General features: G+C 62.3%; 26 protein-coding genes. 3 read left to right on the forward strand and 23 right to left on the reverse strand.

What is annotated here, in order from left to right:
• Positions 1-33: 33 nt before the first annotated feature.
• From GO014_RS17785 to GO014_RS17805, 5 genes are all read right to left on the reverse strand, one after another.
• Positions 34-498 (reverse strand): MmcB family DNA repair protein, encoded by a 465-nt coding sequence (locus GO014_RS17785; protein WP_116587909.1) that lies wholly within the window; start codon positions 496-498, stop codon positions 34-36.
• Positions 491-1,684, reverse strand: coding sequence for an MFS transporter (locus tag GO014_RS17790; protein ID WP_343031008.1), 1,194 nt, complete (start codon positions 1,682-1,684; stop codon positions 491-493). The genes GO014_RS17785 and GO014_RS17790 overlap by 8 nt, the downstream gene beginning before the upstream one ends.
• Positions 1,681-2,853, reverse strand: a complete 1,173-nt coding sequence (locus GO014_RS17795; RefSeq protein ID WP_157291657.1) for an MFS transporter — start codon at positions 2,851-2,853, stop codon at positions 1,681-1,683. The genes GO014_RS17790 and GO014_RS17795 overlap by 4 nt, the downstream gene beginning before the upstream one ends.
• A 113-nt stretch (positions 2,854-2,966) precedes the next feature.
• On the reverse strand, positions 2,967-3,524 hold the full coding sequence (locus GO014_RS17800) for a response regulator (protein ID WP_116587906.1): 558 nt from the start codon (positions 3,522-3,524) through the stop codon (positions 2,967-2,969).
• A gap of 90 nt (positions 3,525-3,614) precedes the next feature.
• Positions 3,615-4,484 carry a LysR family transcriptional regulator gene (locus GO014_RS17805; protein WP_157291658.1) on the reverse strand — a complete coding sequence of 290 codons (870 nt, stop codon included), beginning with the start codon at positions 4,482-4,484 and terminating at the stop codon, positions 3,615-3,617.
• Positions 4,485-4,667: 183 nt separating this feature from the next.
• On the opposite strand from GO014_RS17805, the gene GO014_RS17810 reads away from it, so the two are divergent.
• Together GO014_RS17810 and GO014_RS17815 are read left to right on the forward strand one after the other, a co-directional pair.
• Positions 4,668-4,832 (forward strand): YjiS-like domain-containing protein, encoded by a 165-nt coding sequence (locus GO014_RS17810; protein ID WP_157291659.1) that lies wholly within the window; start codon positions 4,668-4,670, stop codon positions 4,830-4,832.
• Positions 4,829-5,827 (forward strand): aldo/keto reductase, encoded by a 999-nt coding sequence (locus tag GO014_RS17815; protein WP_157291660.1) that lies wholly within the window; start codon positions 4,829-4,831, stop codon positions 5,825-5,827. Before GO014_RS17810 ends, GO014_RS17815 begins: the two co-directional genes overlap by 4 nt.
• Before the next feature lie 64 nt (positions 5,828-5,891).
• Here GO014_RS17815 and GO014_RS17820 read toward each other — a convergent pair whose 3' ends face one another.
• From GO014_RS17820 to GO014_RS17875, 12 genes are all read right to left on the reverse strand, one after another.
• Positions 5,892-6,248, reverse strand: coding sequence for a septal ring lytic transglycosylase RlpA family protein (locus tag GO014_RS17820; RefSeq protein WP_157291661.1), 357 nt, complete (start codon positions 6,246-6,248; stop codon positions 5,892-5,894).
• A gap of 458 nt (positions 6,249-6,706) precedes the next feature.
• Entirely contained in the window at positions 6,707-7,342 is a 636-nt protein-coding gene (locus GO014_RS17825) for a peroxiredoxin (RefSeq protein ID WP_157291662.1), read from the reverse strand.
• Positions 7,343-7,511: 169 nt separating this feature from the next.
• A complete protein-coding gene (locus tag GO014_RS17830; RefSeq protein WP_133244454.1) occupies positions 7,512-7,715 on the reverse strand; it encodes a hypothetical protein in 204 nt (67 codons plus the stop codon).
• 100 nt (positions 7,716-7,815) lie between these two features.
• Positions 7,816-8,343 carry a CreA family protein gene (locus GO014_RS17835; protein ID WP_157291663.1) on the reverse strand — a complete coding sequence of 176 codons (528 nt, stop codon included), beginning with the start codon at positions 8,341-8,343 and terminating at the stop codon, positions 7,816-7,818.
• A 69-nt stretch (positions 8,344-8,412) separates the two neighbouring features.
• A complete protein-coding gene (locus GO014_RS17840; RefSeq protein ID WP_157291664.1) occupies positions 8,413-9,231 on the reverse strand; it encodes an amino acid ABC transporter permease in 819 nt (272 codons plus the stop codon).
• Between the two features lie 122 nt (positions 9,232-9,353).
• Complete coding sequence (locus GO014_RS17845; protein ID WP_157291665.1) at positions 9,354-10,142, reverse strand: substrate-binding periplasmic protein; 789 nt, start codon at positions 10,140-10,142, stop codon at positions 9,354-9,356.
• 68 nt (positions 10,143-10,210) lie between these two features.
• The gene (locus GO014_RS19675; RefSeq protein WP_116587896.1) at positions 10,211-10,579 is read right to left on the reverse strand and encodes a YegP family protein; all 369 of its coding nucleotides are present in this window, start codon (positions 10,577-10,579) and stop codon (positions 10,211-10,213) included.
• A gap of 67 nt (positions 10,580-10,646) precedes the next feature.
• Complete coding sequence (locus GO014_RS17855) at positions 10,647-10,940, reverse strand: Rdx family protein (protein ID WP_157291666.1); 294 nt, start codon at positions 10,938-10,940, stop codon at positions 10,647-10,649.
• Positions 10,937-11,395, reverse strand: a complete 459-nt coding sequence (locus GO014_RS17860) for a Crp/Fnr family transcriptional regulator (RefSeq protein ID WP_157291667.1) — start codon at positions 11,393-11,395, stop codon at positions 10,937-10,939. Before GO014_RS17860 ends, GO014_RS17855 begins: the two co-directional genes overlap by 4 nt.
• A 134-nt stretch (positions 11,396-11,529) precedes the next feature.
• Positions 11,530-12,162 (reverse strand): DUF1236 domain-containing protein, encoded by a 633-nt coding sequence (locus GO014_RS17865; RefSeq protein WP_116587893.1) that lies wholly within the window; start codon positions 12,160-12,162, stop codon positions 11,530-11,532.
• 157 nt (positions 12,163-12,319) lie between these two features.
• Positions 12,320-12,817 carry a glutathione peroxidase gene (locus GO014_RS17870; RefSeq protein ID WP_157291668.1) on the reverse strand — a complete coding sequence of 166 codons (498 nt, stop codon included), beginning with the start codon at positions 12,815-12,817 and terminating at the stop codon, positions 12,320-12,322.
• Between the two features lie 64 nt (positions 12,818-12,881).
• Complete coding sequence (locus GO014_RS17875; RefSeq protein WP_157291669.1) at positions 12,882-13,283, reverse strand: VOC family protein; 402 nt, start codon at positions 13,281-13,283, stop codon at positions 12,882-12,884.
• Between the two features lie 76 nt (positions 13,284-13,359).
• Between GO014_RS17875 and GO014_RS17880 the strand changes: the two genes are divergently transcribed.
• Positions 13,360-13,944, forward strand: coding sequence for a TetR/AcrR family transcriptional regulator (locus GO014_RS17880; protein WP_157291670.1), 585 nt, complete (start codon positions 13,360-13,362; stop codon positions 13,942-13,944).
• Between the two features lie 173 nt (positions 13,945-14,117).
• Here GO014_RS17880 and GO014_RS17885 read toward each other — a convergent pair whose 3' ends face one another.
• The 6 genes from GO014_RS17885 to hydA all read right to left on the reverse strand — a co-directional run bounded on the left by GO014_RS17885 (position 14,118) and on the right by hydA (position 20,710).
• Entirely contained in the window at positions 14,118-15,014 is an 897-nt protein-coding gene (locus tag GO014_RS17885) for a hypothetical protein (RefSeq protein ID WP_157291671.1), read from the reverse strand.
• Between the two features lie 228 nt (positions 15,015-15,242).
• A complete protein-coding gene (locus GO014_RS17890; RefSeq protein WP_157291672.1) occupies positions 15,243-16,220 on the reverse strand; it encodes an ABC transporter substrate-binding protein in 978 nt (325 codons plus the stop codon).
• Between the two features lie 18 nt (positions 16,221-16,238).
• Positions 16,239-17,351 (reverse strand): ABC transporter permease, encoded by a 1,113-nt coding sequence (locus tag GO014_RS17895; RefSeq protein ID WP_157291673.1) that lies wholly within the window; start codon positions 17,349-17,351, stop codon positions 16,239-16,241.
• Entirely contained in the window at positions 17,348-18,217 is an 870-nt protein-coding gene (locus GO014_RS17900; protein WP_157291674.1) for an ABC transporter permease, read from the reverse strand. The genes GO014_RS17895 and GO014_RS17900 overlap by 4 nt, the downstream gene beginning before the upstream one ends.
• Positions 18,217-19,041 (reverse strand): ABC transporter ATP-binding protein, encoded by an 825-nt coding sequence (locus GO014_RS17905; RefSeq protein ID WP_157291675.1) that lies wholly within the window; start codon positions 19,039-19,041, stop codon positions 18,217-18,219. Before GO014_RS17905 ends, GO014_RS17900 begins: the two co-directional genes overlap by 1 nt.
• A gap of 217 nt (positions 19,042-19,258) precedes the next feature.
• Entirely contained in the window at positions 19,259-20,710 is a 1,452-nt protein-coding gene (hydA, locus tag GO014_RS17910) for a dihydropyrimidinase (RefSeq protein ID WP_157291676.1), read from the reverse strand.
• Positions 20,711-20,728 lie beyond the last annotated feature (18 nt).

A 20,728-nucleotide genomic window follows, 5' to 3' on the forward strand; every position in this document is an offset into this window, starting at 1 on the left:
GTCAATAGTTTGGAATGGCGCCAAAGGGAAGGCTCAGGCGATCGGCCCGGGGTCCATCAGGGCATGGATACGGTCGGCGCCCATGCGGGCCAGCTTGAGCATCAGCGCCTTGCGGCGGGCGGGAGCGAGCGGGGTGTCGGGGCTGTCGCGCAGGATGGCGCCGTCATGCCCGTCGGCAACGATCAACCCTTCCGTTTCGGGAAATATCTCGCCGTCCAATTCAGGCGGCTTGGCGAAAAAGAAGCGGTCGGAAAATTCGCGATACTCAGGCCATTTGCGGTCGACCTGGAAGTCGATGAGGCTGGATTTGATCTCGATGATCCAGATTTCGCCCTTGGGCCCGACCGCCAGCACATCGGCGCGGCGGCCATTGGCCAACGGCACTTCGGCATAGCAGGCCATGTCATGCCGCTCGCGCAGCATGCGCATGACACCGCGCTGAACGCGCAGCGCGGTGGCCGATTGGCGCAGATCAACGATTGGCGGCAGATCAGCCATTGGGACCGATCGGTTCGGGCGGCATGTGCATGGGAGTTTCCACCTTTTTGGTGCCCAGTGCAAAGCTGGAGGCCCAGAGCCCGGCCAGCAGGAGCGGCAGGCAGACCAGATAGGAAGAACGAATATTGATCCACTCGGCCACGAACCCAAGCAGGGGCGGGGCGAGGAAAAACACCACGACGCTGACCTGCCCGATGGCCGCGACATTGACGGCGGCCGGCCGATCGGTGCGCTGCGCCGCAGCCGAAACGGCCAGGGGATAGACTGCAGAACACCCCGCCCCCATCAGCGCGAAACCGGCCAGAGCCAGTTCGGGGCCCGGTGCAATGCCGACCAGGAGGGCGCCCAGGCTGGCGGAGCCGAGCATGATCATGGCGACATTGCGTGGCCCGAACCGGGTGACGAAGGGATCGGCGGTCAGCCGCAGCAGGGCCATGAAGAAGGCGAACAGGGTCAGGCTCATGCCCCCGACAATGGGTTCGACGGCAAAGACGTCGCGCATATAGATGGCCGACCAGTCAATGCCGGCCCCTTCCACCAGAAAGGCGGCAAAGCCGATGAGGCAGAGCGGCAGCAGGCCCAGATTGGGGAAGGCAAACCGATGCCCGGCCGCTTCGGTCTGGCTGCGGGCGGTTCTGGGCGTATTGGTCGCGCCGTAAATCAGATAGCCGCCGACCAGCACGATAATGGCCGCCACGAGCGCCAGATGCAGCCCCGCCGACAGGCCGGACTGGCGGATCACGGCGCCGAACAGGGCGGTGAAGAAGAAGCCGACGCTCCAGAAGCCGTGCGCGCGGTTCATGTAGCGTTTGCCGGTCAGCGTCTCGAGCCGGTCGATTTCCACATTGAGGTTGATCTCGAGCGCACCGGCCAGCAGGCCGACCATGAGCAGAACGGCGAAGACGGCGGGGGCCCCCGGCAGCCACGGAATGATGGCAAACAGAATGGCCGGGCCAAGCGTGGTGAAAAAGGCGGTGGCGCGGAAACCCAGCTTTTCGACAAGCGGGGCGCCGGCCGTCAGAGAGATCAGCGAGCCGATGGCCATGCCGATCATGGTCAGGCCCAACTGCCCCTCGCTGACACCGAGATGGGTCTGCAGTTCGGGCAGGCGGGACATCAGCGCGCCGGTGGCGACGGCGAAGAAGAAAAAGCAGGCATAGATGCGGTGCTGGGGGGCGATGGTCACGGGGTCACCGTCTTGATGACCGGGCGCGGCGCCAGCACATGGGCGGTAAACAGACCCAGTAGCACCAGCGGGAAGCCGACGCCGAAGGTCCATTGAATGCCGAAATGCTCGGCGATGAAGCCCAAAAGCGGCGGGCCGAGCAGGAAGGCGGTGAAGGAGAACTGGGCCAGTGCCGCGACATTGATGGCGACGGGCCGGTCGGTCTGCTGGGCGGCGGCCGACATGGCCAGCGGGAACAGGGCGCTCGAGCCGAAGCCGATCATGGCGAAACCGCAATAAGCGAGCAGCGCCGAGGGCGCCAGAAAGGCCAGCACCACGCCGCCGCCCAGAATGGTGAGCAGCACGCGGGCCACGGTGACCGGACCGAAACGATCGACAAAGCCATCGGCAAAGAAGCGGGCAAAGGCCTGCGAACCGGCCACCACCGCAACGGCGATGCCGGCCCAGAAGGGCGTGGCATCAAAGATATTACGCATATAAATGGCCGACCAGTCGATGCCGGCGCCTTCCATGAGCATGGCCGAAAGGCAAACCGCGACCAGCGCCATGATGGTGGCGGTGGGCCGGGCGAGGCGCGGAGTTTCATCGGTGCTCGAGCCCGTGCGATGCGCGGCGGGCTGGAACTGGCCCAGCACGACAAGCGTGGCCAGCAGCACCACCGGGATCATGATCATCAGATGCCATTGCGGCGCCAGGCCAGTGCGGGCGATGAAGGAGCCGACGATGCCGGCCGAAAAGAAGCCCAGGCTCCAAAAGGCATGGGCGCGGCTCATGATGCGGCGGCCAATGGCGTGTTCGACCCGGTCGGCCTCGATATTGATGATGATTTCGATGCAGCCAATGGTCAGCCCCACAGGCAGCAGCAGCAGGAAGAAGGCCAGTGGATTGGCAGCCCAGACCGCAGCGGCAAAGAGTACCGCGAGCAGCGGAATGGCGACGAGCAGGATGCGCCGATAGCCCAGGGCCTCGATGAAGCGGCCGGCAAAGGTCAGCGAAATCAGCGTGCCGACGGCCGAGCCGATCAGCGCCAGCCCCAGCTGGCCCTCCCCCACGTCCATAGCTTCCTGAATTTCGGGCAGGCGGGGAAACATGGAGCCCATGCAGAACGAATAAATGAAGAAGGCCCCGAAGACCTTGATCTGGGGCGGCAAAGCAAGGCCGAATCGCATTTTGGTAAAGTGCTCAAGGAAGGTGTTCGCGCGGCACGCTAGGCGATTTCCTTGCCGGTGAGAATAGGGGCCCTTGCCCTGCAGAACGGTTTATTGCAACGTTTGCATTCCAGTCACACCGGCTCGGGCGCGAAATGGTCGTCGCGCACCACATTGATGCCGCTGATCAGGTTGCGGACGATTTCAAGGCGGCGGAACTGGCCGGTTCCACGGCTAACGCCACCTCCCTGCCTGATGCCGGGGCGACCACGCCGGTCGGGCCCAAAATAGCGTGGAGTTTCGTAATAAACCAGGTTTTGCCCGATCTGCCGCGCCATCCGCTCCAGCACCCGCTTTCGGGTGAAGGGCATGGTGATGACATCGTCAAAACCCATATTGATGCAGCCGCTGATGGCCTCGATAGAGGGACTTTCGGAAAAATAGATCAGTGGCGAAAACCGCAGGCGCCTCGTGGTGCTGAAACGCACCGCTTCGGCGATGCCACGCAGGCTTTCGAGATGGTCGGTGGCGGCGAACAGAAAAAAGCAGATCGGTGTGGTCTGGGTCTGTTGCTCGGCCTGGGCCATGGTCGAAAACGGGCTGACCCCGGCAAAGCCCAGCCCCCGCGCCAAGTCGAGAAGAGCCGCACCGGGACCATTTTCGGGCCCGACAACATAGGCGTATGCGCGCATGGCATCGCTTTCAAATATTTCCTGCGTCCAGCACGAATATTAAGTCAAAGCCGCTAAAATACCGCTAACACGCGATATTATCCCAACACTCTAGCCAGCAACGCTTTCGCCGCGAAATAGCGCGCCCTGTTCGCGCATCAAGGCCGCGATGCGCTCGGTGACGGCGCGCACCGCCGGGGTATGCCGCTCCTCATGGTGGCAGACCAGCCATTGCTCGGTTTCGAGCTCGGGAATGGTGCCGGCCATGCGGGACAGGCGCGGATCGGCATCGCCGACGAAACACGGAAAGACCGAAATGCCGGCCCCCGCCGCGACCAGTTCAAGCACGCTCATGGCGTCATTGCCGCGGGTGGCGATGCGGTCGCCATGGCGGGCATGCAGCCAACGGGCCGAATGGGTCTGGCCGCTGTCTCCGGCCACGCCAACGAAATAGCCGGCGGCAACGCCACTGACCAGCTCGGGGCGGGCATAGAGCCCATAGGCCACCTTGCCCACCAGCCGCCCAGCCAGCCATTGCTCGGTCGGCCGCTGATTGCGAATGCCGATATCGGCATGGCGGCGGCCGATATCGACCTTGTGGCTGGCGGTGACCAACTCGACGCCGAAGCGGTCTGCGGCGGTCCAGACCTGGCCGATGTGGCGTGCGATGAAGGCCGAGGTCCAGGGTCCGGCTGAGACCCGCACCACGCGCTCGCCGATCGACCCGTCCTTCCAGCGCCGGAGCGAGAGCATGGCCGCCTCGACCTCTTCGGCGCGCAACAGCAATTCCTCACCCGCCGGGGTCAGGGCGTAACCGGTCTGACTGCGCACGAACAGGGCCTCGCCGAACTGATGCTCAAGGGCGGTGACGCGGCGGCCCAGCGTGGCAGCCGAGAGGCCGGTGGTCTTGGTGGCAGCGCTGAGACCACCCAGGCGGGCGACGTCGAGAAACAGCCGCAGATCGTCCCAGGAGAAATCCATTTTTCATTCCTGCAATGCGTCTTTCGACATCGTCCGTAGCGCAAAGGCCAGCATATTGGCAATGTCTGCATCGCCGCCTCGAAGCGCGAGGCGCAATCCGTCCGCTGGCATCTTCATAAATGAAACGTCGAAACAGTGGTTCGGCGATTGGTAGCTGCATGGCCGCACAAAGGAAACGAGACGATGTTCAACCCCATTCGACGCCGGCTCTACGCCTGGCAAATGCGCAACTACACCCGCCGCCGGCTTGCCATGCTGGATAGCCGGATACTGGCCGATATGGGCATTGAGCGCGACCAGATCGGCGACATGGTCGCCCGCATTGACATTGAGGGAGACTGCAAATGATGGCGCAACGGGAATTTGGGCGCACCGGCCAGATGGCCGGTGCCGTTGGTCTGGGCTGCTGGGCGATCGGCGGGCATTTTACCCTGGATGGCCGCAATGACGGCTGGGGCGATGTCGATGACGCCCAGTCGATCCGCGCCTTGCAGATCGCGCTTGATCTGGGCGCCAATCTGTTCGACAGCGCCGATGCCTATGGCACCGGCCATAGCGAGCGGGTGCTGGGCGCCGCGCTCAAGAGCCGCCGGGACGAGGCCATCATCGCCACCAAGTTCGGCTTTACCTATGACGAGGCCAAGCGTGCCCTGCTCTCGATCGATGTGAGCCCCGATTACATCGACTGGGCCAATGCGCAATCGCTCAAGCGGTTGGGGGTCGAGCAGATCGATCTCTACCAGATCCATCCCGGCGAATTGACCGAAGATCAGGCCGATGCGGCCGCCGAGGCGCTGGAAAAACTGGCCGAGGCCGGGCGCATCAGGGCCTGGGGCTGGAGCACTGACAACGCACAGGCCGCGCGGCGCATGCTGGATTATCCGCATTTCGCGGCCGTGCAGCAGGAACTCAACGTGCTGCACGACGGACCGGAGATGCTGGCGCTCTGCGCCGAAGCGGGGTTGGCCAGCCTTAATCGTTCGCCGCTGGCCATGGGCCTGCTTTCGGGCAAGTTCAGTGCCGCGAGCCGCTTGCCGGGCAGCGATGTGCGCGGCGCCGGCCATTCATGGGTCAAGCATTTCAAGGATGGCACGCCGACACCGGAAGCCCTGGCCCGGATCGAGGCCCTGCGTGATCTCTTGACCAGCGGCGGCCGCACGCCGGCGCAGGGCGCACTGGGGTGGATCCTGGCGCGCTCGCCGCACACCTTCCCCATTCCCGGTTTCAAGACCGAGGCCCAGGTGCGCGACAATCTCGGCGCCCTGGAAAAAGGCCCGCTGCCGGCCGCGGTGATGGCAGAGATTGATACTGTGCTGCACGCGGACATGAGGGTTGCGCGCTGAGCGGAATAACAAAAAAGGCCGCCCCAAAGGCGGCCCTTTTCATCCCGGGAGGCGGGAGAAAGCTTTAGCGCTGCGCGATGCAGACGGAGGTGACGCCCTTGTTCTGGAAACCCAGAGCGGCCGCGGCCCCCTTTGAAAGGTCGATGATGCGCTTGCCGACGAAGGGGCCGCGATCGTTGATGGTGACTTCGACCGACTTGCCGGTTGACTGGTCGGTCACTTCGACCTTGGTGCCGAATGGCAGGGTGCGGTGGGCTGCAGTCATGGCGTTCTGATTGAAGACTTCGCCGGAGGCAGAAGTCTTGCCGTGAAATCCTGGACCATACCAGGAAGCGCCACCACACTGGGCATAAGCGGCAGAAGCGGAGAAGGCGAGGAGGGTTGCGGCCGATACGGCGGCGATTACGATACGCTTAGTCAATGGTCTTGGGGCTCACTGAAGTTTTCGATGCCGCTTCAATAGAGGCAGCGCCCGCCCGAATCTGGGCCGGATTGGCTGGCTGCGACGTCCCGCCCCAGTTTGTGGCCGGGCTGCCTCAGATTTTCAGCTCCTTTCCGTCCCTGCGGCAGGCCAAGATTGCGTAAACCTTAGAAACTGAATCCACAGATTTGCTCGCAACCTGTCATGCCGGGGTCCAAATCGGGACGATTGGGGAACCGGTTTGCGGGGTGTGACCATGAGGCAACGGTTCCGGCTAACCAGACATCAGGGCGCGATCTGATGGCTGCAATGGCGGGCATTTGGCACCGATCGCGCCCCTGCTCGACCCGAATGGGGCATCAATGTGGCTGGCACCGCGGCATTGCGGCAAAGAAAAAGGCGATGGCCGGAAGCCATCGCCCAGTTGGTCAGGGAGAGAAACGAAAAGTTTGGTGCGCTCAGCCCTGGGGCTGGGGCACGATGCGCAGATAGGGTTTTACTTCCTTCCAGCCGCCCGGGAACTTGTCCTTGGCCACTTCATTGGAAACGGCGGGGACGATGATGACGTCTTCGCCATTCATCCAGTTCACCGGGGTGGCGACCTGATGCTTGGCGGTCAGTTGCAGGCTATCGATGACGCGCAGGATCTCATCGAAATTGCGGCCCGTGGAGGCAGGATATTCGATCTTGAGCTTGACCTTCTTGTCCGGCCCGATGACGAAAAGCGAACGCACGGTCAGCGTGTTGTCGGCATTGGGGTGGATCATGTCGTATTTGCGCGCCACCTCGCCCTGGGTATCGGCCAGGAGCGGGAAGTTGAGGGCCGAGCCCTGGGTTTCCTCGATGTCCTTGGCCCAGCCGGCATGGTCTTCGATCTTGTCGACACTCAGGCCGAGAACCTTGACGCCGCGCTTGGCAAATTCGTCCTTGAGCTTGGCAGTGTAACCCAGTTCGGTGGTGCAGACGGGCGTGTAGTTCTTGGGGTGGCTGAACAGCACCGCCCAGGACCCTTCGATGAAATCGTGGAAGTGAATGGTGCCCTCGGTGGATTCGAGGGTAAAGTCCGGAGCGGTATCGCCAATCAGGATAGCCATAGTCGTCTTCCTCTGCCCGCGCTCATGCAGGTCTGCTATATGTTCTGGTGAAAGAATATCGTGCTCTTGCCCTCCGATTGAAGCGGAGGCAAGCGGAATGGTTTTGCCTTGTTCGGGCCCATCCAGGCAAGCCGTTGCCGTTGTGATCTGTGGATCGAAATGGGGCCCGTCAGCCCAGCAGGGCGATGAGGCGGTTCGGCACGGCCGGATTTTGCAGCAGCAGGATCGCGCCAAAGGGAATGGCCGCGAACACTATGGAGGCAGAGGGCCCAGCCTTGAGCAGCCGCGCGATCATATAGACCGACAGAGCGAAGGTGGCGTTAAGCAGGAGATTGGCCGCATTATCGGCCAGATAAGTGAGCATACCCGACATGAACCCCTCCCGGGACATCGACTGCCCGAGAAGCCTGGCACCGACAGATTGCGCGGTCGTGGTGGGTTTGAAGAGATTTTAATTCAAATTTTATCGAGCGCTATTGCACCAGGACCGAGCCTTCGACGGCCGGCTCCGGCGTGGGCGCGCCATTTTCCCAGGTCACATCGAGCCCGTTGAGCGGCACCACGGACAGGCTCATCTTGCCCGAACCCTGCTGGATCTGACGGGCATGGGCCAGATAGACCAGCGCATTGTTGGCGGAGTCATAGATGCGGGTGACGCGCAGTGACTTCCAGATCAGGGAACGACCCTCGCGGAAAATTTCCTCGCCGGCGCCGCGGGTAGAGATATCGCCTACCGTGATCGGGCCGACGGCCGAGCAATCGAGCGCCGAATAGGATGGGTCTTCAAACCAGTTGCCCTGGCTCAGCCGATCGATGAAGGAGCGATTGAAGAAGGAGAGGTGGCACACCACGCCATCGATATCGGGATCGGCCAGCGCCTCAATGGAAATATCATTGCCGGTCCAGTCCACACCGACACTGCCCACCTCGTTGCGATTGCCGCAGGCGGCAAGGGAAAATGCCGCTACAGCGACGATGGCAAGACGAGCAATGGGATGCATGGGAGTCCTCCGGCTGACCACGTCAAGATGGGGGGCCACGATGCCCGGCGCAAGGTGACACTGCAAGAGCTAGCGAGCCACCCGACCATCCATCACCTTTTCCAGCCAGCGGACCAGCAAGGAGAGCGATATGGTCATGGTGAGATAGAGGAAGGCGACGACATTGTAGGTCTCGAAGAACAGGAAGCTCGAAGAGGCCGAGAGCTTGCCCAATTGGGTGATGTCCTGCACGCCCAGCGCCGAGACCAAGGCGGAATCCTTGACCATGGAAACGAAGTCATTCCCCAGCGGGGGCAGGATGGTGCGCAGGGCCTGGGGGAAGATGATATGGCGGAAGCAATGCCAGCGGCTCAATCCCAATGAGCGGGCCGCCTCGATCTGGCCGCGCCCCACCGCCTCGATGCCGGCACGGAAGATCTCGGCAATGAAGGCGGAATAGCACACGGTCAGCGCGAAAATGGCGCGCCAGACAAAGTCGAAGCCGCGCACGGTGGCCGGTGCCAGAAGGCCCCAATCGATCAGCGGGGCAAAGACCCAGTTGAAGCCGGCCACCATCGCAGGCGCCGCGACAAAGGCGACGTAGAACAGAAACACCAGAATGGGGATGCCGCGAATGATCTCGACATAGAAGGTCGCGATCTCGCGCAATACCCGGTTGCCCGAAGTGCGCGCCAGGGCGATCAGCAGGCCCAGTGCGGTGGCGGCGACGAAGGCCAGAATGGTGACCCAGAGCGTCGTTACCACGCCACCCGAGAGGGTGCGGAAGATCGCAGAATAGGTGTCGTTGGTGGTGATGGCCCACAGGCCCAGCACGAAAAGCAGGCCGATGGCCAGCAGCCACCAGGGCATGCGCGAGAGGATGGAGGGACGGCGGGGCTGGTAGGTCATGGGGTGTACTGGACTTTTGGTGCCAGAGGCGGTGGGTGGTCCTGAACCCCCACCCTCAATCCCTCCCCACAAGGGGGAGGGAGACGATGAACACGGAGCCCCCGGGGCCCAGCTTGTGCCCTTTACTCGGCTGCGTATTCGAAGAACCAGTAATTGATGCGTTCGTCGAGCCAGCCTTCTTCGCGGAGCTGGGCGAGCGCGGCATTGATAGGCTCGACCAGGTCCGAACCGGGGGTGAGAATGAAACCGAATGGGTCAGACTTGATGGCTTCGCCAGCCTGCTTGAACGAACCCGGATCGGCGCCGATATAGCCGGCCGAAGCGGCCTGGTCGGCGATCACGGCATCGACGTCGCCGGATTTGACGGCCTGCACGGCGGCGCCGAAGCTGTCGAAAGTCTTGACCCGCGGATTGGCCTCGTCGCCATCGAGCACATCATAGATGGCGGTGTAGAACGAGGAGGTGCCGGCCTGGGCACCGAACAGGAGATCGGTGTTTTCGGCAAAGCTTTGCGGCCCGGCGATGCGCTCTTCATCGGCGCGGACGAGGAAATATTGCTCGACGGTGATGAAGGGATCGGTGAAGTCGATCTGTTCTTCACGCTCCTCGGTGATGGTGATGCCGTCAGCGCCGATGTCGAACTGGCCGGTGCGAACACTTTCGATCATCACGTCCCAGGCGGTCAGATCCCATTCCACAGTTGCATTGAGGCGCCTGGCGACCTCATTGATGACATCATATTCCAGCCCGATGCCCTGTCCGTCAGGACCGGCGAAGTTGAGCGGGTAATAGGCGTTTTCGGTGACCGCCTGGATGACCCTGCCCTCAAGGTCGGGCAGGTCCTGGGCGGTGGCCGGCAGGGCGAAAGCAGCCAGCGCGGCGCCGGCCAGCAGAAGTGAAGTGATACGCATAGTGTTGGCATCTCCCGGACAGGTTTTGCCGGGAGACTAATCAAGCAGCCCGGCTTTGGGAATGGGCGTCAGGCCTGGTCGTTGACCTCGGCGCCCGGACCGTTGGACTTGAGCGAGTCGATGGCGTTCTTGGCCGAGGCCTTGGAGGCATAGGTTTCGGTGCGGGCCATGGTCTCGCCATTGGAGGCGACGAAGCGCACGAAATGCTGGCCGTCCTTGGATTCAACGATCTCAAAGCGATAGCCAGAGCCATCTTCGCCCTTGGACAGGTCGACCGTAATGGCATCGGGCGCGTTCTTCTTGAGCGAGTCGATACCGTTCCGGGCGCTGGCCTTCTGCTTGTAGTTTTCGGACCAGAAGATCTTTTCGGAATTATAGGAAAAGTCGAACTTGAACTGATCGTTGGCGGCAGAAGTGATGTTGAACTTATGTGCCATGACGCAGGCCTCCCAAGCTGGCTTTGATGGGCAGAGACTAACCTACTGAGAGGAATTGGAAAGCCTTTTACTCTTTGGGATCAGCCCGATCGAGATGGCCCAGATCGCGGCCGGGATCGATGCGGTCGCGCACCATCTGCTTGAGTACGCGGCTATCGGGAAAGCCGCCATCGCGCTTGCGCTCCCAGATCAACTCACCATCGAGATGAATCTCGAAAATGCCGCCAGTGCCGGGAATGAGCGCCACCTGGCCAAGCGCGGTGCCGAAGGTGGAGAGCAGTTCCTGGGCCATCCAGCCGGAGCGCAGCAGCCAGTTGCACTGGGTGCAATAGGCAATGGTGACCGCCGGGCCGCCACTCATTTGCCGCTCTTGCCGGCCTCGGCCGGATCGACAAGGGTGGACAAGATCTGATCGACCAGATCGAGATCCTGCCGCTTGCCGGCGGACTGCTGCTGCAGGTCGACGAGATAGGAAGTGGTGTAATAAAGCCGCCGCGCCAGCATGGTGGCGATATGCAGGCTCATCTCTGGCTGCGCTTCGAGAAAGGTCAGTGCGTCGGGAATTTCATAGGCGCGCACCTCGGACAGCGCCTTGACCGTGGCCGAATGAGGCATGTCGAGCAGCACGGCCATTTCACCGAAGATCGAGCCGGGTTCGTCGACATGGGTGACCTGGGTGCGCTCACGGATGACCTCCACCTGCCCCTTGATGAGCACCAGCAATTTGCCCAGCCGTTCGCCTTCGGGCAGCATGATCTGGCCGGACTTGAACCGGATTTCTGCAAGTTCGCTGCAATAGTCGAGAATATCGGCCATTGGCCCCGCCTCCCATGTCTGCCGGACCCCGCCGTCCGGTTGGTCAGTCGCGGCGGAATCTAAAGCATTGGCCGGACAAAGCAAAGCCGCCCGAACAGAAGTCCGGGCGGCTAAAGCCAATCGATCGTCTGCGACTACTTTACCCACACAACGGTGCGGGTCGAGCTGTCGACCAGGGCCGGGCGGCCATCGACATAGACGTAGCCGTAAAACTGGCTATCCGGCACCTGGTTGATGCTGACGCTATCGGGCAGAACATAGCCCACGACCACGTCACCTTCGGCGTTAATCGGGTCCACCGGATTATTGATGGCGAAGTCGGCAGCCGACTGGCTCACCACATAACCCGGGGAATAGACCACTGTGCTGCTGGCCAGTTCGACGATCCAGACGCGGCCATTGGCGTAGAAGTAGCCATGGTTCTCGTCGCCTTCGACCGGATAGATCGTCACGCCATTGGGTACCGTGGCCCCGACATCGAGCGAACCCTGGATGGTTACAGGCTCGACAGGGTTATTGCCGACATATTCGATGGTGGAGGTTGCAATACCGGCCTCGGCACCAATGACTGCACCAGCAAAACCGCCGATCACAGCACCAATGGGTCCGCCAGCCAGAAAGCCAAGCGTTGCACCACCCGCAGCACCGCCGGTTGCGCCGATGGTGGCGCCGGCGTTGGCGTCAACGGTGCCGCTGGTCTGGGCCAAGGCAGGCAGCGACAGGGCAAGCGACATCACGGCCACAGAGGCCAGAAGGGTCTTTTTCATTTGTTGTCATTCCTTTTATGCGGCGGTCTGAAGACCGCTCTTGCAAGGGAAACTCGCCAGAAATTGGCGGTTCTTTTCCGCCCCTTGCTCAACAAACGGAGGCGCCCTGTTTCCGTTCCGCCGCAGAAAGAATGTGATGAGAGGAGTGGCCGATCGGCTACAGCAGCTTCTCAATGGCCGGCGCGATCTCGGCCGGTTCGGTGGTGGGGGCAAAGCGATCGACCACCTTGCCGTCCCGGCCCAGCAGGAACTTGGTGAAGTTCCATTTGATGGCTCCCGTGCCCAGAACGCCCGGGGCCGCGGCGGTGAGCCAATCGAACAGGGGGTGGGCGGCATCGCCATTGACCTCGATACGCTCGAACATGGGGAAGCTGACGCCGAAAGTGAGCGCACAGAATTGCGCGATCTCGTCGCTGCTGCCCGGCTCCTGCGCGCCGAACTGGTTGCAGGGGAAGCCCAGAATGACCAGCCCCCGATCCTTGTACTGCTGGTAGAGCGCTTCGAGCCCCTCATATTGCGGGGTGAAGCCGCACTGGCTGGCCACGTTGACGATCAGCACCACCTGCCCGGCAAAGGCGGAGAGCGCTTGCGGCGTCCGGTCGAGGCGATTGGCGGAAAAATCGGCAAGGGTCTTATTGGCAAGGATCTGGGTCATGGCAAAGGCTCTGGGATGGTTTCGCCCCAGAGCTAGGGCGATCGTGCCGGAGGTGCAAGGGTAGTCAGCGCTGTGCAGCGAGCCAGTCCGGGTCGGGGTCGATGGGGGTGATCACATCGAGCAGGATGCCATTGGGATCGGCGGCGATGAAATGGCGCTGGCCGAACACCTCGTCGCGCAGCGGCTGGATGATCGAAACGCCAGACCGCTCGAGCCGCGCCGCAACTGCTGCGGCGTCTTCCACCTCAAAGCTCAGGATCAGATGGGCAGTGGGATGGCGTCCCCGGGGCGGGATGGTCTCGTGGTCAAAGGCGATCAGGGCCAGCTCATTGCCCTTGGCGCCGCCGCGCAGTTGCACATACCAATCGCTTTCAAAGACCGGCTCGAAGCCGAAATGGTCCTGAAAGAAGCGGCTGGTGGCGGCGACATCCCGGACATGGAGCAGAGGATAAAGCGTGTTGAACATTGATCGTCTCCCTGAGCAGGCTTTATCATAACAAACACGCAGCATGTTTGAATGTTAGATGCAAGGTGTATGAAAGATGGATGTCAGAAGACGTCAGGAGGATCGTCGGGCTGCTACGCGCCGGGCCCTGGTCGCGGCCGCCCGCACTCTGTTTGCCCAAAAGGGTTACGCGGCGACCAGCACGCCGGAAATTGTCAAGGCAGCCGGGGTGACGCGTGGCGCGCTCTACCATCATTTCGCGGACAAGCAGGCGCTATTTGCCGCCGTGGTGGAAGAGGAGCATGCGGTGCTGGCGTTGACCATCCACCAGGCGGCCGAGGGCGGCGAAGACGAGCCTGGCCCGGTCAAGGCGCTGATCCGGGGCGGGGATGGCTTTCTCGCCGCCATGCAGGACGAAGGCCGGCGGCGCATGCTGATCGTGGATGCGCCGGCGGTGCTGGGGCGCGCGACGGTCGATGAGATCGATGGGCGCCATGGCTTGCGCACGCTGGTTGAGGGGGTCGATGCGGCCATTGAGGCCGGTGCCATCAAGGAGCTGCCATCCTTGCCTCTGGCCCATCTGCTCAGCGCCATGTTCGACCGGGCCGCTTTGGTGCCGGCAGACGAGATCAATGAATATCGCAAGGTGATGAAGGCGCTCATCAGAGGGCTGAAGAAGTAGGCAATCTGCCTTTCCACTTCCCGCTGGGGAGAAGAAAAAAGCGGGGATCGCTCCCCGCTTTTTTGGCCTTCCAGTCAGAAGACCAGGAAGATGATGATGATCAGCCAGATCGGCACGCCGAGCAGCCAAAGTGCGAGACCTTTGAACATCGCTATTCTCCTTTCGCTGCCCGATCAGAACCGACGGAAGACGTCAGCAAAGACGGTGTTGTTGTCGCGGTGATTGCCACCCTTCTGAGCCGCCCAATAGGCGCCGATGGCCGCGACCAGCGAGGAAGCCGCCAGCAGGAAGGCCGCAAGGATAGCCGTGTTGCGGGCTATGCGCGCCGCCTCGACGGCGTCCTGACGGGCCGCTTCGACATTGGCGATCACGCTATCGACACGCGCCTCGGCCTCGGCAGGGGGCAGGCCGGTATTGGCGGCCACCACATTGGCGAGATAGGTGCGGTCCTCAGCGGGAACCGTGCCGTCGCCCAGCGCCGCCTGGGCAAAGATGCGGCCAGCTTCGTCGCGGGCCACGCCGGGATCGACCGGCGTATCGGCGCGGAACAGGGTATCGATGAAATAGGCATTGGGGTCGAGCCCGTCCGCTGCGCCTTCCGAGACATTGGAAGCGGCCGTGGTGGCGGTGGCAATGGTCGTGCCTACGGCACTGCCCAAAGCGCCAATGCCACCAACGGCCAGAATGGCGCCGATGATCATGGCGCCGCCCCAGACCAGCAGGCCATGGGCGCCGTCGCGCATGTCGCTTTCATCTTCGGTGGCGTCGAAATTGCGCGCCCGCATACGACCAGTGAGATAGCCACCGGCCATGAAGGAGGAGATCTGGACCCAGAGGAACCAGCTTGCCGCACCAATGCCGATCAGAATGGCCGGGGCACCCTCACGGGCATTGAAGTCGATGAAGTTGAGGCCAATGGCCGAGCCGAAGCTGATCAGCACCAGCGAGATGGCCGAAGCAAGCACGATGCCGGCGAAGATGGCCGGCCAATCGACATAGCTGTGTTCGGCCTGGTCCCTGGTGACTTCTTTATCAACGACGGCGACGCCGGGCGATGTGTCCATGCTCATGTCTGTGTCCTCCCGCTCTGGCTCAAGCCAGGCCAATGAAGGACAGGATAGCCATGACAATCACGACAAGGCCGACGAGATAGATGATGGAGTTCATGGGAAATCCCTCTTGTTGAACGACGCAGGTGGTCAAACAACTGTGAGGGAGGTGGTTTTGTTCCGAATGGGGCACAATGGCGGCGGGCGGGGATCTGTCCCCGCCCGCCCACGTCACTGGGTAAGCGCTGCTTACTTCAGGGCATCGGTGACGACGGTAGTGTAGGCGCCTTCTGGTGTTGCGGTGATGATTTCCTGATCGAGCAGGGCCTGAACGGTGCGGTCATAGGTCTCCATGCTGAGCGCCGGGTCGGTGGCATCGACCAGCTTGGAGACTTCGCCGACCATATAGAGCTGATGCTCATATTCGGCAGCGCCGGTGTCGTCCATTTCCACCACGATTTCGGCGGCTTCCTCCGGGTTCTCCAGGGCATAGGCCCAGCCCTTCATCGAGGCCTTCACGAAGCGGGTATAGGCATCGACCCTGGCCGGGTCATCGAGGGTATCCTCCATGACATAGAGGCCGTCTTCCAAGAGGTCATTGCCCATGTCGGTATAGTTGAAGATGGTCAGGTTATCCGGGCCGTAACCCGCATCGAGCGCCTGGCCATATTCGTTATAGGTCATGACCGAGATGCAGTCGGCCTGGCCCTGGATCATAGGCTGGATATCAAAGCTCTGCTGCAGCACGGTGACGCCGCCTTCCGATCCATCGGTGGGGATGCCTTCCTTGTTCATCCAGGCAAAGAAGGGATATTCGTTGCCAAAGAACCAGACGCCCAGGGTATGGCCGGGGAAATCGGCGACTTCGGTGATGCCGGTTTCCTCGGGGCAGATCATCATCAGGCCCGAGCGCTTGAAGGGCTGGGCGATATTGACCAGGGGCACACCCGATTCACGTGCAGCCATGCCGGCAGCCATCCAGGTGACAATGATATCGGCGCCACCGCCGGCAATCACCTGCTCAGGTGCGATATTGGGGCCGCCGGGCAGGATGGTGACGTCGAGATTTTCCTCGTCATAGAAGCCCTTGGATTCGGCGACCAGATAGCCGGCGAACTGGGCCTGCGTGACCCACTTCAACTGCAGGGTCAGCGCATCCTGGGCAAAGGCCGGCGCGATACCCAGCGCCATGGCGCCGGTGAGCAGTCCTGCGATCAGTTTCTTCATTTTCGTTCCCATTCCCTGTTACGCCCGTCCACCACGGACGGACGGATGCCAGAAGGTGACGCCCCTTTCGATGAGGGCGATCACCCCGTAAAAGGCGGACCCCGCGACCGCCGCAACAGCGATCTCCGCCCAGACCAGGTCGATGGCGAGACGCCCCACCCCGGTCGAAATCCGGAAGCCCATTCCCACAATGGGTGTCCCGAAGAACTCCGCTACGATTGCGCCAATCAAGGCCAGAGTCGAGTTGATCTTGAGGGCGTTGAATATGAAGGGGCCCGCAGCGGGGAGCCTGAGCTTCATAAGGGTTTGCCAATTGTTGGCGGCATAGGTGTGCATGAGGTCGCGCTCGATGGCGCTGGCGGCATTCAGGCCCGCCACCGTGTTGACCAGCATGGGAAAGAAGGTCATGGCGACCACGACCGCGGCCTTGGATTGCCAGTCGAAGCCAAACCACATGACCATGATGGGGGCGATGCCGATAATGGGCAGCGCCGACATGAAATTGCCAATCGGCATGACCCCGGCTTTGAGGAAGGGCGAGCGGTCCACGGCAATGGCGACGGCCAGCCCGGCGAGGCACCCGATGGCATAGCCGGGCAACACCGACTTGATGAAGGTCTGGACGAAATCGGCCCAGAGGATGTTCGTTTCGGCCATGAACCGCGCGCCGATGGCCGAGGGCGGCGGCAGCAGCACCGGCGGCACGTTGGCGCCGCGGGTAATGACTTCCCAGGCGACCAGCAAAGCAAGGCCGAAAATGACCGGAATGACGAGACCCGTGCCAGTTTCGGGCAAGTGCCCGGCCCTGATGGCGGCCGACAGGCGTTCGACGAACAGCCAGGCAAAGGCCCAGCTTGCCACCAATGCCCACCAGAAATGGGCCGGCATGGCCCCGGTTTGCGGCAGCGCCAGCAATAGCGCCACGGCGCCGAGAAGCATCAAGGCGCCATCAAACCAGAGGTTGATGGGTCGGATCAGCCGCACCATAGCAGCCGCGCCCAGGGCGAAGAACACGGTCAGCAGCGGTACCGAACCGGGGTCGGGCAAGCTAAACACCAGCCCCAGCGCGGCCGCCCCGGAGGCCAGCAGCGCCAATGCGAATTGCATGGTGGTCAGGCTGGTGCGGTTCATGCCCGTGCTCCCATGCGCCCATTCACCCATTTTTCGGCCGCCCCGACAATGGCCACCAGCACGGCGGCAAGACCCGCGGCGATGAACAGGGCGGCCCAGATCTGCACGGTCTGGCCATTATAAGAACCGGTGAGCAGGCGTACGCCCAGGCCCCCGCCCGAGGCGTTGGAGAGTTCAGCCACCACTGCACCGATCAGCGAAATGGCGATGCCCACCTTCATCGAGGCAAAGAGGAACGGCATGGCAGCGGGCCAGCGCAGTTTCCAGAACACCTGCCAGCCATTGGCGTCGTAGGTGCGCAACAGATCGAGCTGGATGGCTTCGGGCGAGCGGAGCCCCTTGACCATGCCGACCACCACCGGAAAGAAAGAAAGATACATCGAGATCAACGCTTTGGGCACCAGCCCGGTCAGCCCGACCGAACCCAGACCCACCACCACCATCGGGGCGATGGCCAAAATGGGAATGGTCTGGCTGGCGATGATCCAAGGCATCAGCGAGCGGTCCGAGGCGTCATTGTGGATGATGGCCACCGCCAGCGCCACGCCCAGAACCGTGCCGAAGGCAAAGCCGAGCAGGGTCGCCGAGAGGGTGATCCAGGCATGGTAGGCGAGCGAGCGGCGCGAGGTGATTTCGAGCGCCACCGTGGCATTCCAGATTTCGCTGACCACCTGGTGCGGCGCCGGCAGAACCGGCTTGTCCTGCGCCCAGGTCTGGGCGGCAAATTCGGCAAAAGGCACGTCGACCAGATCGGCACGCGCATTGAGGCGATCCTGCCAGGGCGCGTTCATCCAGATTGCAGCCGCATACCAGAAGGCGAGAATGGCCAGCAGGATGGTGAGGACTGGAATGACGCGGTTGGCCATTAGACCGAGCCCTCCTCGTAGGAGTGGCCAGCGCGCAGGCCCTCGCGGACTCGCGCGGCGATGGCGAGGAATTCGGGCGTTTCGCGGATATCGAGCGGGCGGTCACGCGGCAGGGTGGATTCGATGATGTCGGTCACCCGGCCGGGGCGCGGCGACATGACCACGATGCGGGTCGAGAGATAAACCGCCTCGGGGATGGAATGGGTGACGAAACAGATGGTCTTTTCCGTGCGCGCCCAGAGCTTGAGCAGTTCGGAATTGAGGTGATCGCGGACGATTTCATCCAGCGCCCCGAAGGGCTCGTCCATCAGCAAAAGATCAGCGTCAAAGCTCAGCGCGCGGGCGATTGAGGCGCGCTGCTGCATGCCGCCGGAAAGCTGCCAGGGGTACTTCTTCTCGAAGCCCGAGAGATTGACCAGTTCCATGGTGCGCTTGACGCGCTCGGCCTGTTCGCCGGCCGAATGCCCCATGATCTCGAGCGGCAGGGCAATGTTCTTTTCGATGGTGCGCCAGGGATAGAGTGCTGCCGCCTGGAATACATAGCCGTAGGCCCGCGCCTTGCGTGCTTCTTCGGGGCTCATCCCGTTAACCGACAGCGTGCCCGATGTGGGCTTTTCGAGATCAGCAATGGTGCGGAGGAACGTGGTCTTGCCGCACCCCGAGGGGCCGATGAAGGAGACGAAATCGCCCTTCTCGATGGTGAGATTCACATCGGACAGCGCAACAATATCCCCATCGCCGGTGGGGAAAGTCAGGCCGAGATTTTCGGCGCGAATTACGGCGGGGCCATTGGTGCAAGCGGTTGCTGACGACGTCTCGGACAATGGCGTTCTGCCTTTCAACTGGTCTTTTCAGGCCGGGGACAGGCGAGGCGAACATCGCCTCCCCGGTTGAGGATAGTGGGGGCGGTCCGCGAAAACAGGCCCGCCGCAATCGCGAACGAGGATGCAAGCGGCGTGCCGAACACCTGAACTCCAGCGCCATTGAAGCGGCGAAGTACAGGCGTGGCGCGTTGTGCCGCTATATTGGTCACGGTGCTGCCTAGACCCCCGTCGCTGGAATGCCTGTCCGCTCCACCTTGCGGGGGGCGACGATTTCCTTCCATTGGCTGAGCGCCCGGTTCACCGGGTTTTTCGCCTCGCGGGCGACGAACTTGCCATGGCCCGGCTCGGCCTTGACCTCGTTTTCGACGATGGAGACCTTGCCACGGCTCAAGACGAAGCGCGGCAGGCCGGTGACCTCGAAGCCTTCAAACACATTGTAGTCGATCACCGATTGCTGGGACTTGGCCGAGATGGTCTTGCTCCGCTTGGGGTCCCAGACGACCAGGTCCGCATCGGCGCCGACCATGACCGCACCCTTTTTGGGGTAGAGGTTGAGGATCTTGGCGATATTGGTCGAGGTGACGGCGACGAATTCATTTGGCGTCAGCCGCCCGGTATTGACGCCCTTGGTCCAGAGCACCGGCAGGCGATCTTCGAGGCCGCCCGTGCCGTTGGGGATTTTCGAGAAGTTGCCGACGCCGAAGCGCTTCTGTTCGGTGGTGAAGGCGCAGTGGTCGGTGGCGACGCAGGAAAGCGAGCCCGCCTGCAGCCCGGCCCAGAGCGAATCCTGATGCTGCTTGTTGCGGAAGGGCGGCGACATGACCCGGCGGGCGGCGTGATCCCAGTCAGGATTGAAATATTCGCTCTCATCGAGCACCAGATGCTGGATCAGCGGCTCGCCATAGACCCGCATGCCCTTTTGCCGGGCGCGACGGATGGCTTCGTGCGCCTGTTCGCAAGAGGTGTGGACCACATAGAGCGGCACCCCGGCCATGTCGGCCAGCATGATGGCGCGGTTGGTGGCTTCGCCCTCCACTTCCGGGGGACGTGAATAGGCATGGCCTTCGGGGCCGTTATTGCCCTCGGCGAGCAGTTTTGCGGTCATGGCCGCAACCACGTCGCCATTTTCGGCATGGACCAGCGGCAGCGCGCCGAGCGCCGCGCAGCGCTGGAAGCTGGCGAACATCTCGTCATCATTGACCATCAGCGCGCCCTTATAGGCCATGAAGTGCTTGAACGAGGTGATGCCGCGGTCGACGACCTCGGCCATCTCATTGAACACCTGCTCACCCCACCAAGTGATGGCCATGTGGAAGGAATAGTCGGTCGAGGCCTTGCCGGACTTGTTGTCCCACATCTTGAGCGCATCGAGCAGGCTCTGCTCGGGGCTGGGCAGGCAGAAATCGACCACCATGGTGGTGCCCCCCGAGAGGGCCGCGCGTGTACCACTCTCGAAGTCATCCGCCGAATAGGTGCCCATGAAGGGCATTTCGAGATGGGTATGAGGATCGATGCCGCCTGGCATGATCAGGCAGCCGGTGGCGTCGAGCGTCTCGTCGCCCGATAGGTTCTTGCCGATCTCGACAATGGTGCCGCCCTCGATCTTCACATCGGCCTCATAGGAGAGGTCGGCGGTAACGATCGTGCCGTTCTTGATGACTGTGCTCATAATGCGTTCCCTTGTCTC

It is taken from the genome of Devosia marina (genome assembly GCF_009758415.1).
Lineage (GTDB): Bacteria > Pseudomonadota > Alphaproteobacteria > Rhizobiales > Devosiaceae > Devosia > Devosia marina.

Bases quoted from the DNA above. Each gene is read 5' to 3' on its own strand.
- GO014_RS17895 (WP_157291673.1), bottom strand. From the start codon at position 17,351: ATGAACCGCACCAGCCTGACCACCATGCAATTCGCATTGGCGCTGCTG.
- GO014_RS17800 (WP_116587906.1), bottom strand. From the start codon at position 3,524: ATGCGCGCATACGCCTATGTTGTCGGGCCCGAAAATGGTCCCGGTGCG.
- GO014_RS17860 (WP_157291667.1), bottom strand. From the start codon at position 11,395: ATGGCCGATATTCTCGACTATTGCAGCGAACTTGCAGAAATCCGGTTC.
- GO014_RS17830 (WP_133244454.1), bottom strand. From the start codon at position 7,715: ATGTCGGGTATGCTCACTTATCTGGCCGATAATGCGGCCAATCTCCTG.
- GO014_RS17815 (WP_157291660.1), top strand. From the start codon at position 4,829: ATGATGGCGCAACGGGAATTTGGGCGCACCGGCCAGATGGCCGGTGCC.
- GO014_RS17865 (WP_116587893.1), bottom strand. From the start codon at position 12,162: ATGAAAAAGACCCTTCTGGCCTCTGTGGCCGTGATGTCGCTTGCCCTG.
- GO014_RS17880 (WP_157291670.1), top strand. From the start codon at position 13,360: ATGGATGTCAGAAGACGTCAGGAGGATCGTCGGGCTGCTACGCGCCGG.
- GO014_RS17870 (WP_157291668.1), bottom strand. From the start codon at position 12,817: ATGACCCAGATCCTTGCCAATAAGACCCTTGCCGATTTTTCCGCCAAT.
- GO014_RS17835 (WP_157291663.1), bottom strand. From the start codon at position 8,343: ATGCATCCCATTGCTCGTCTTGCCATCGTCGCTGTAGCGGCATTTTCC.
- GO014_RS17855 (WP_157291666.1), bottom strand. From the start codon at position 10,940: ATGAGTGGCGGCCCGGCGGTCACCATTGCCTATTGCACCCAGTGCAAC.
- GO014_RS19675 (WP_116587896.1), bottom strand. From the start codon at position 10,579: ATGGCACATAAGTTCAACATCACTTCTGCCGCCAACGATCAGTTCAAG.
- GO014_RS17795 (WP_157291657.1), bottom strand. From the start codon at position 2,853: ATGCGATTCGGCCTTGCTTTGCCGCCCCAGATCAAGGTCTTCGGGGCC.
- GO014_RS17810 (WP_157291659.1), top strand. From the start codon at position 4,668: ATGTTCAACCCCATTCGACGCCGGCTCTACGCCTGGCAAATGCGCAAC.
- GO014_RS17825 (WP_157291662.1), bottom strand. From the start codon at position 7,342: ATGGCTATCCTGATTGGCGATACCGCTCCGGACTTTACCCTCGAATCC.
- GO014_RS17900 (WP_157291674.1), bottom strand. From the start codon at position 18,217: ATGGCCAACCGCGTCATTCCAGTCCTCACCATCCTGCTGGCCATTCTC.
- GO014_RS17805 (WP_157291658.1), bottom strand. From the start codon at position 4,484: ATGGATTTCTCCTGGGACGATCTGCGGCTGTTTCTCGACGTCGCCCGC.
- GO014_RS17845 (WP_157291665.1), bottom strand. From the start codon at position 10,142: ATGCGTATCACTTCACTTCTGCTGGCCGGCGCCGCGCTGGCTGCTTTC.
- GO014_RS17785 (WP_116587909.1), bottom strand. From the start codon at position 498: ATGGCTGATCTGCCGCCAATCGTTGATCTGCGCCAATCGGCCACCGCG.
- hydA (WP_157291676.1), bottom strand. From the start codon at position 20,710: ATGAGCACAGTCATCAAGAACGGCACGATCGTTACCGCCGACCTCTCC.
- GO014_RS17890 (WP_157291672.1), bottom strand. From the start codon at position 16,220: ATGAAGAAACTGATCGCAGGACTGCTCACCGGCGCCATGGCGCTGGGT.
- GO014_RS17840 (WP_157291664.1), bottom strand. From the start codon at position 9,231: ATGACCTACCAGCCCCGCCGTCCCTCCATCCTCTCGCGCATGCCCTGG.
- GO014_RS17875 (WP_157291669.1), bottom strand. From the start codon at position 13,283: ATGTTCAACACGCTTTATCCTCTGCTCCATGTCCGGGATGTCGCCGCC.
- GO014_RS17885 (WP_157291671.1), bottom strand. From the start codon at position 15,014: ATGAGCATGGACACATCGCCCGGCGTCGCCGTCGTTGATAAAGAAGTC.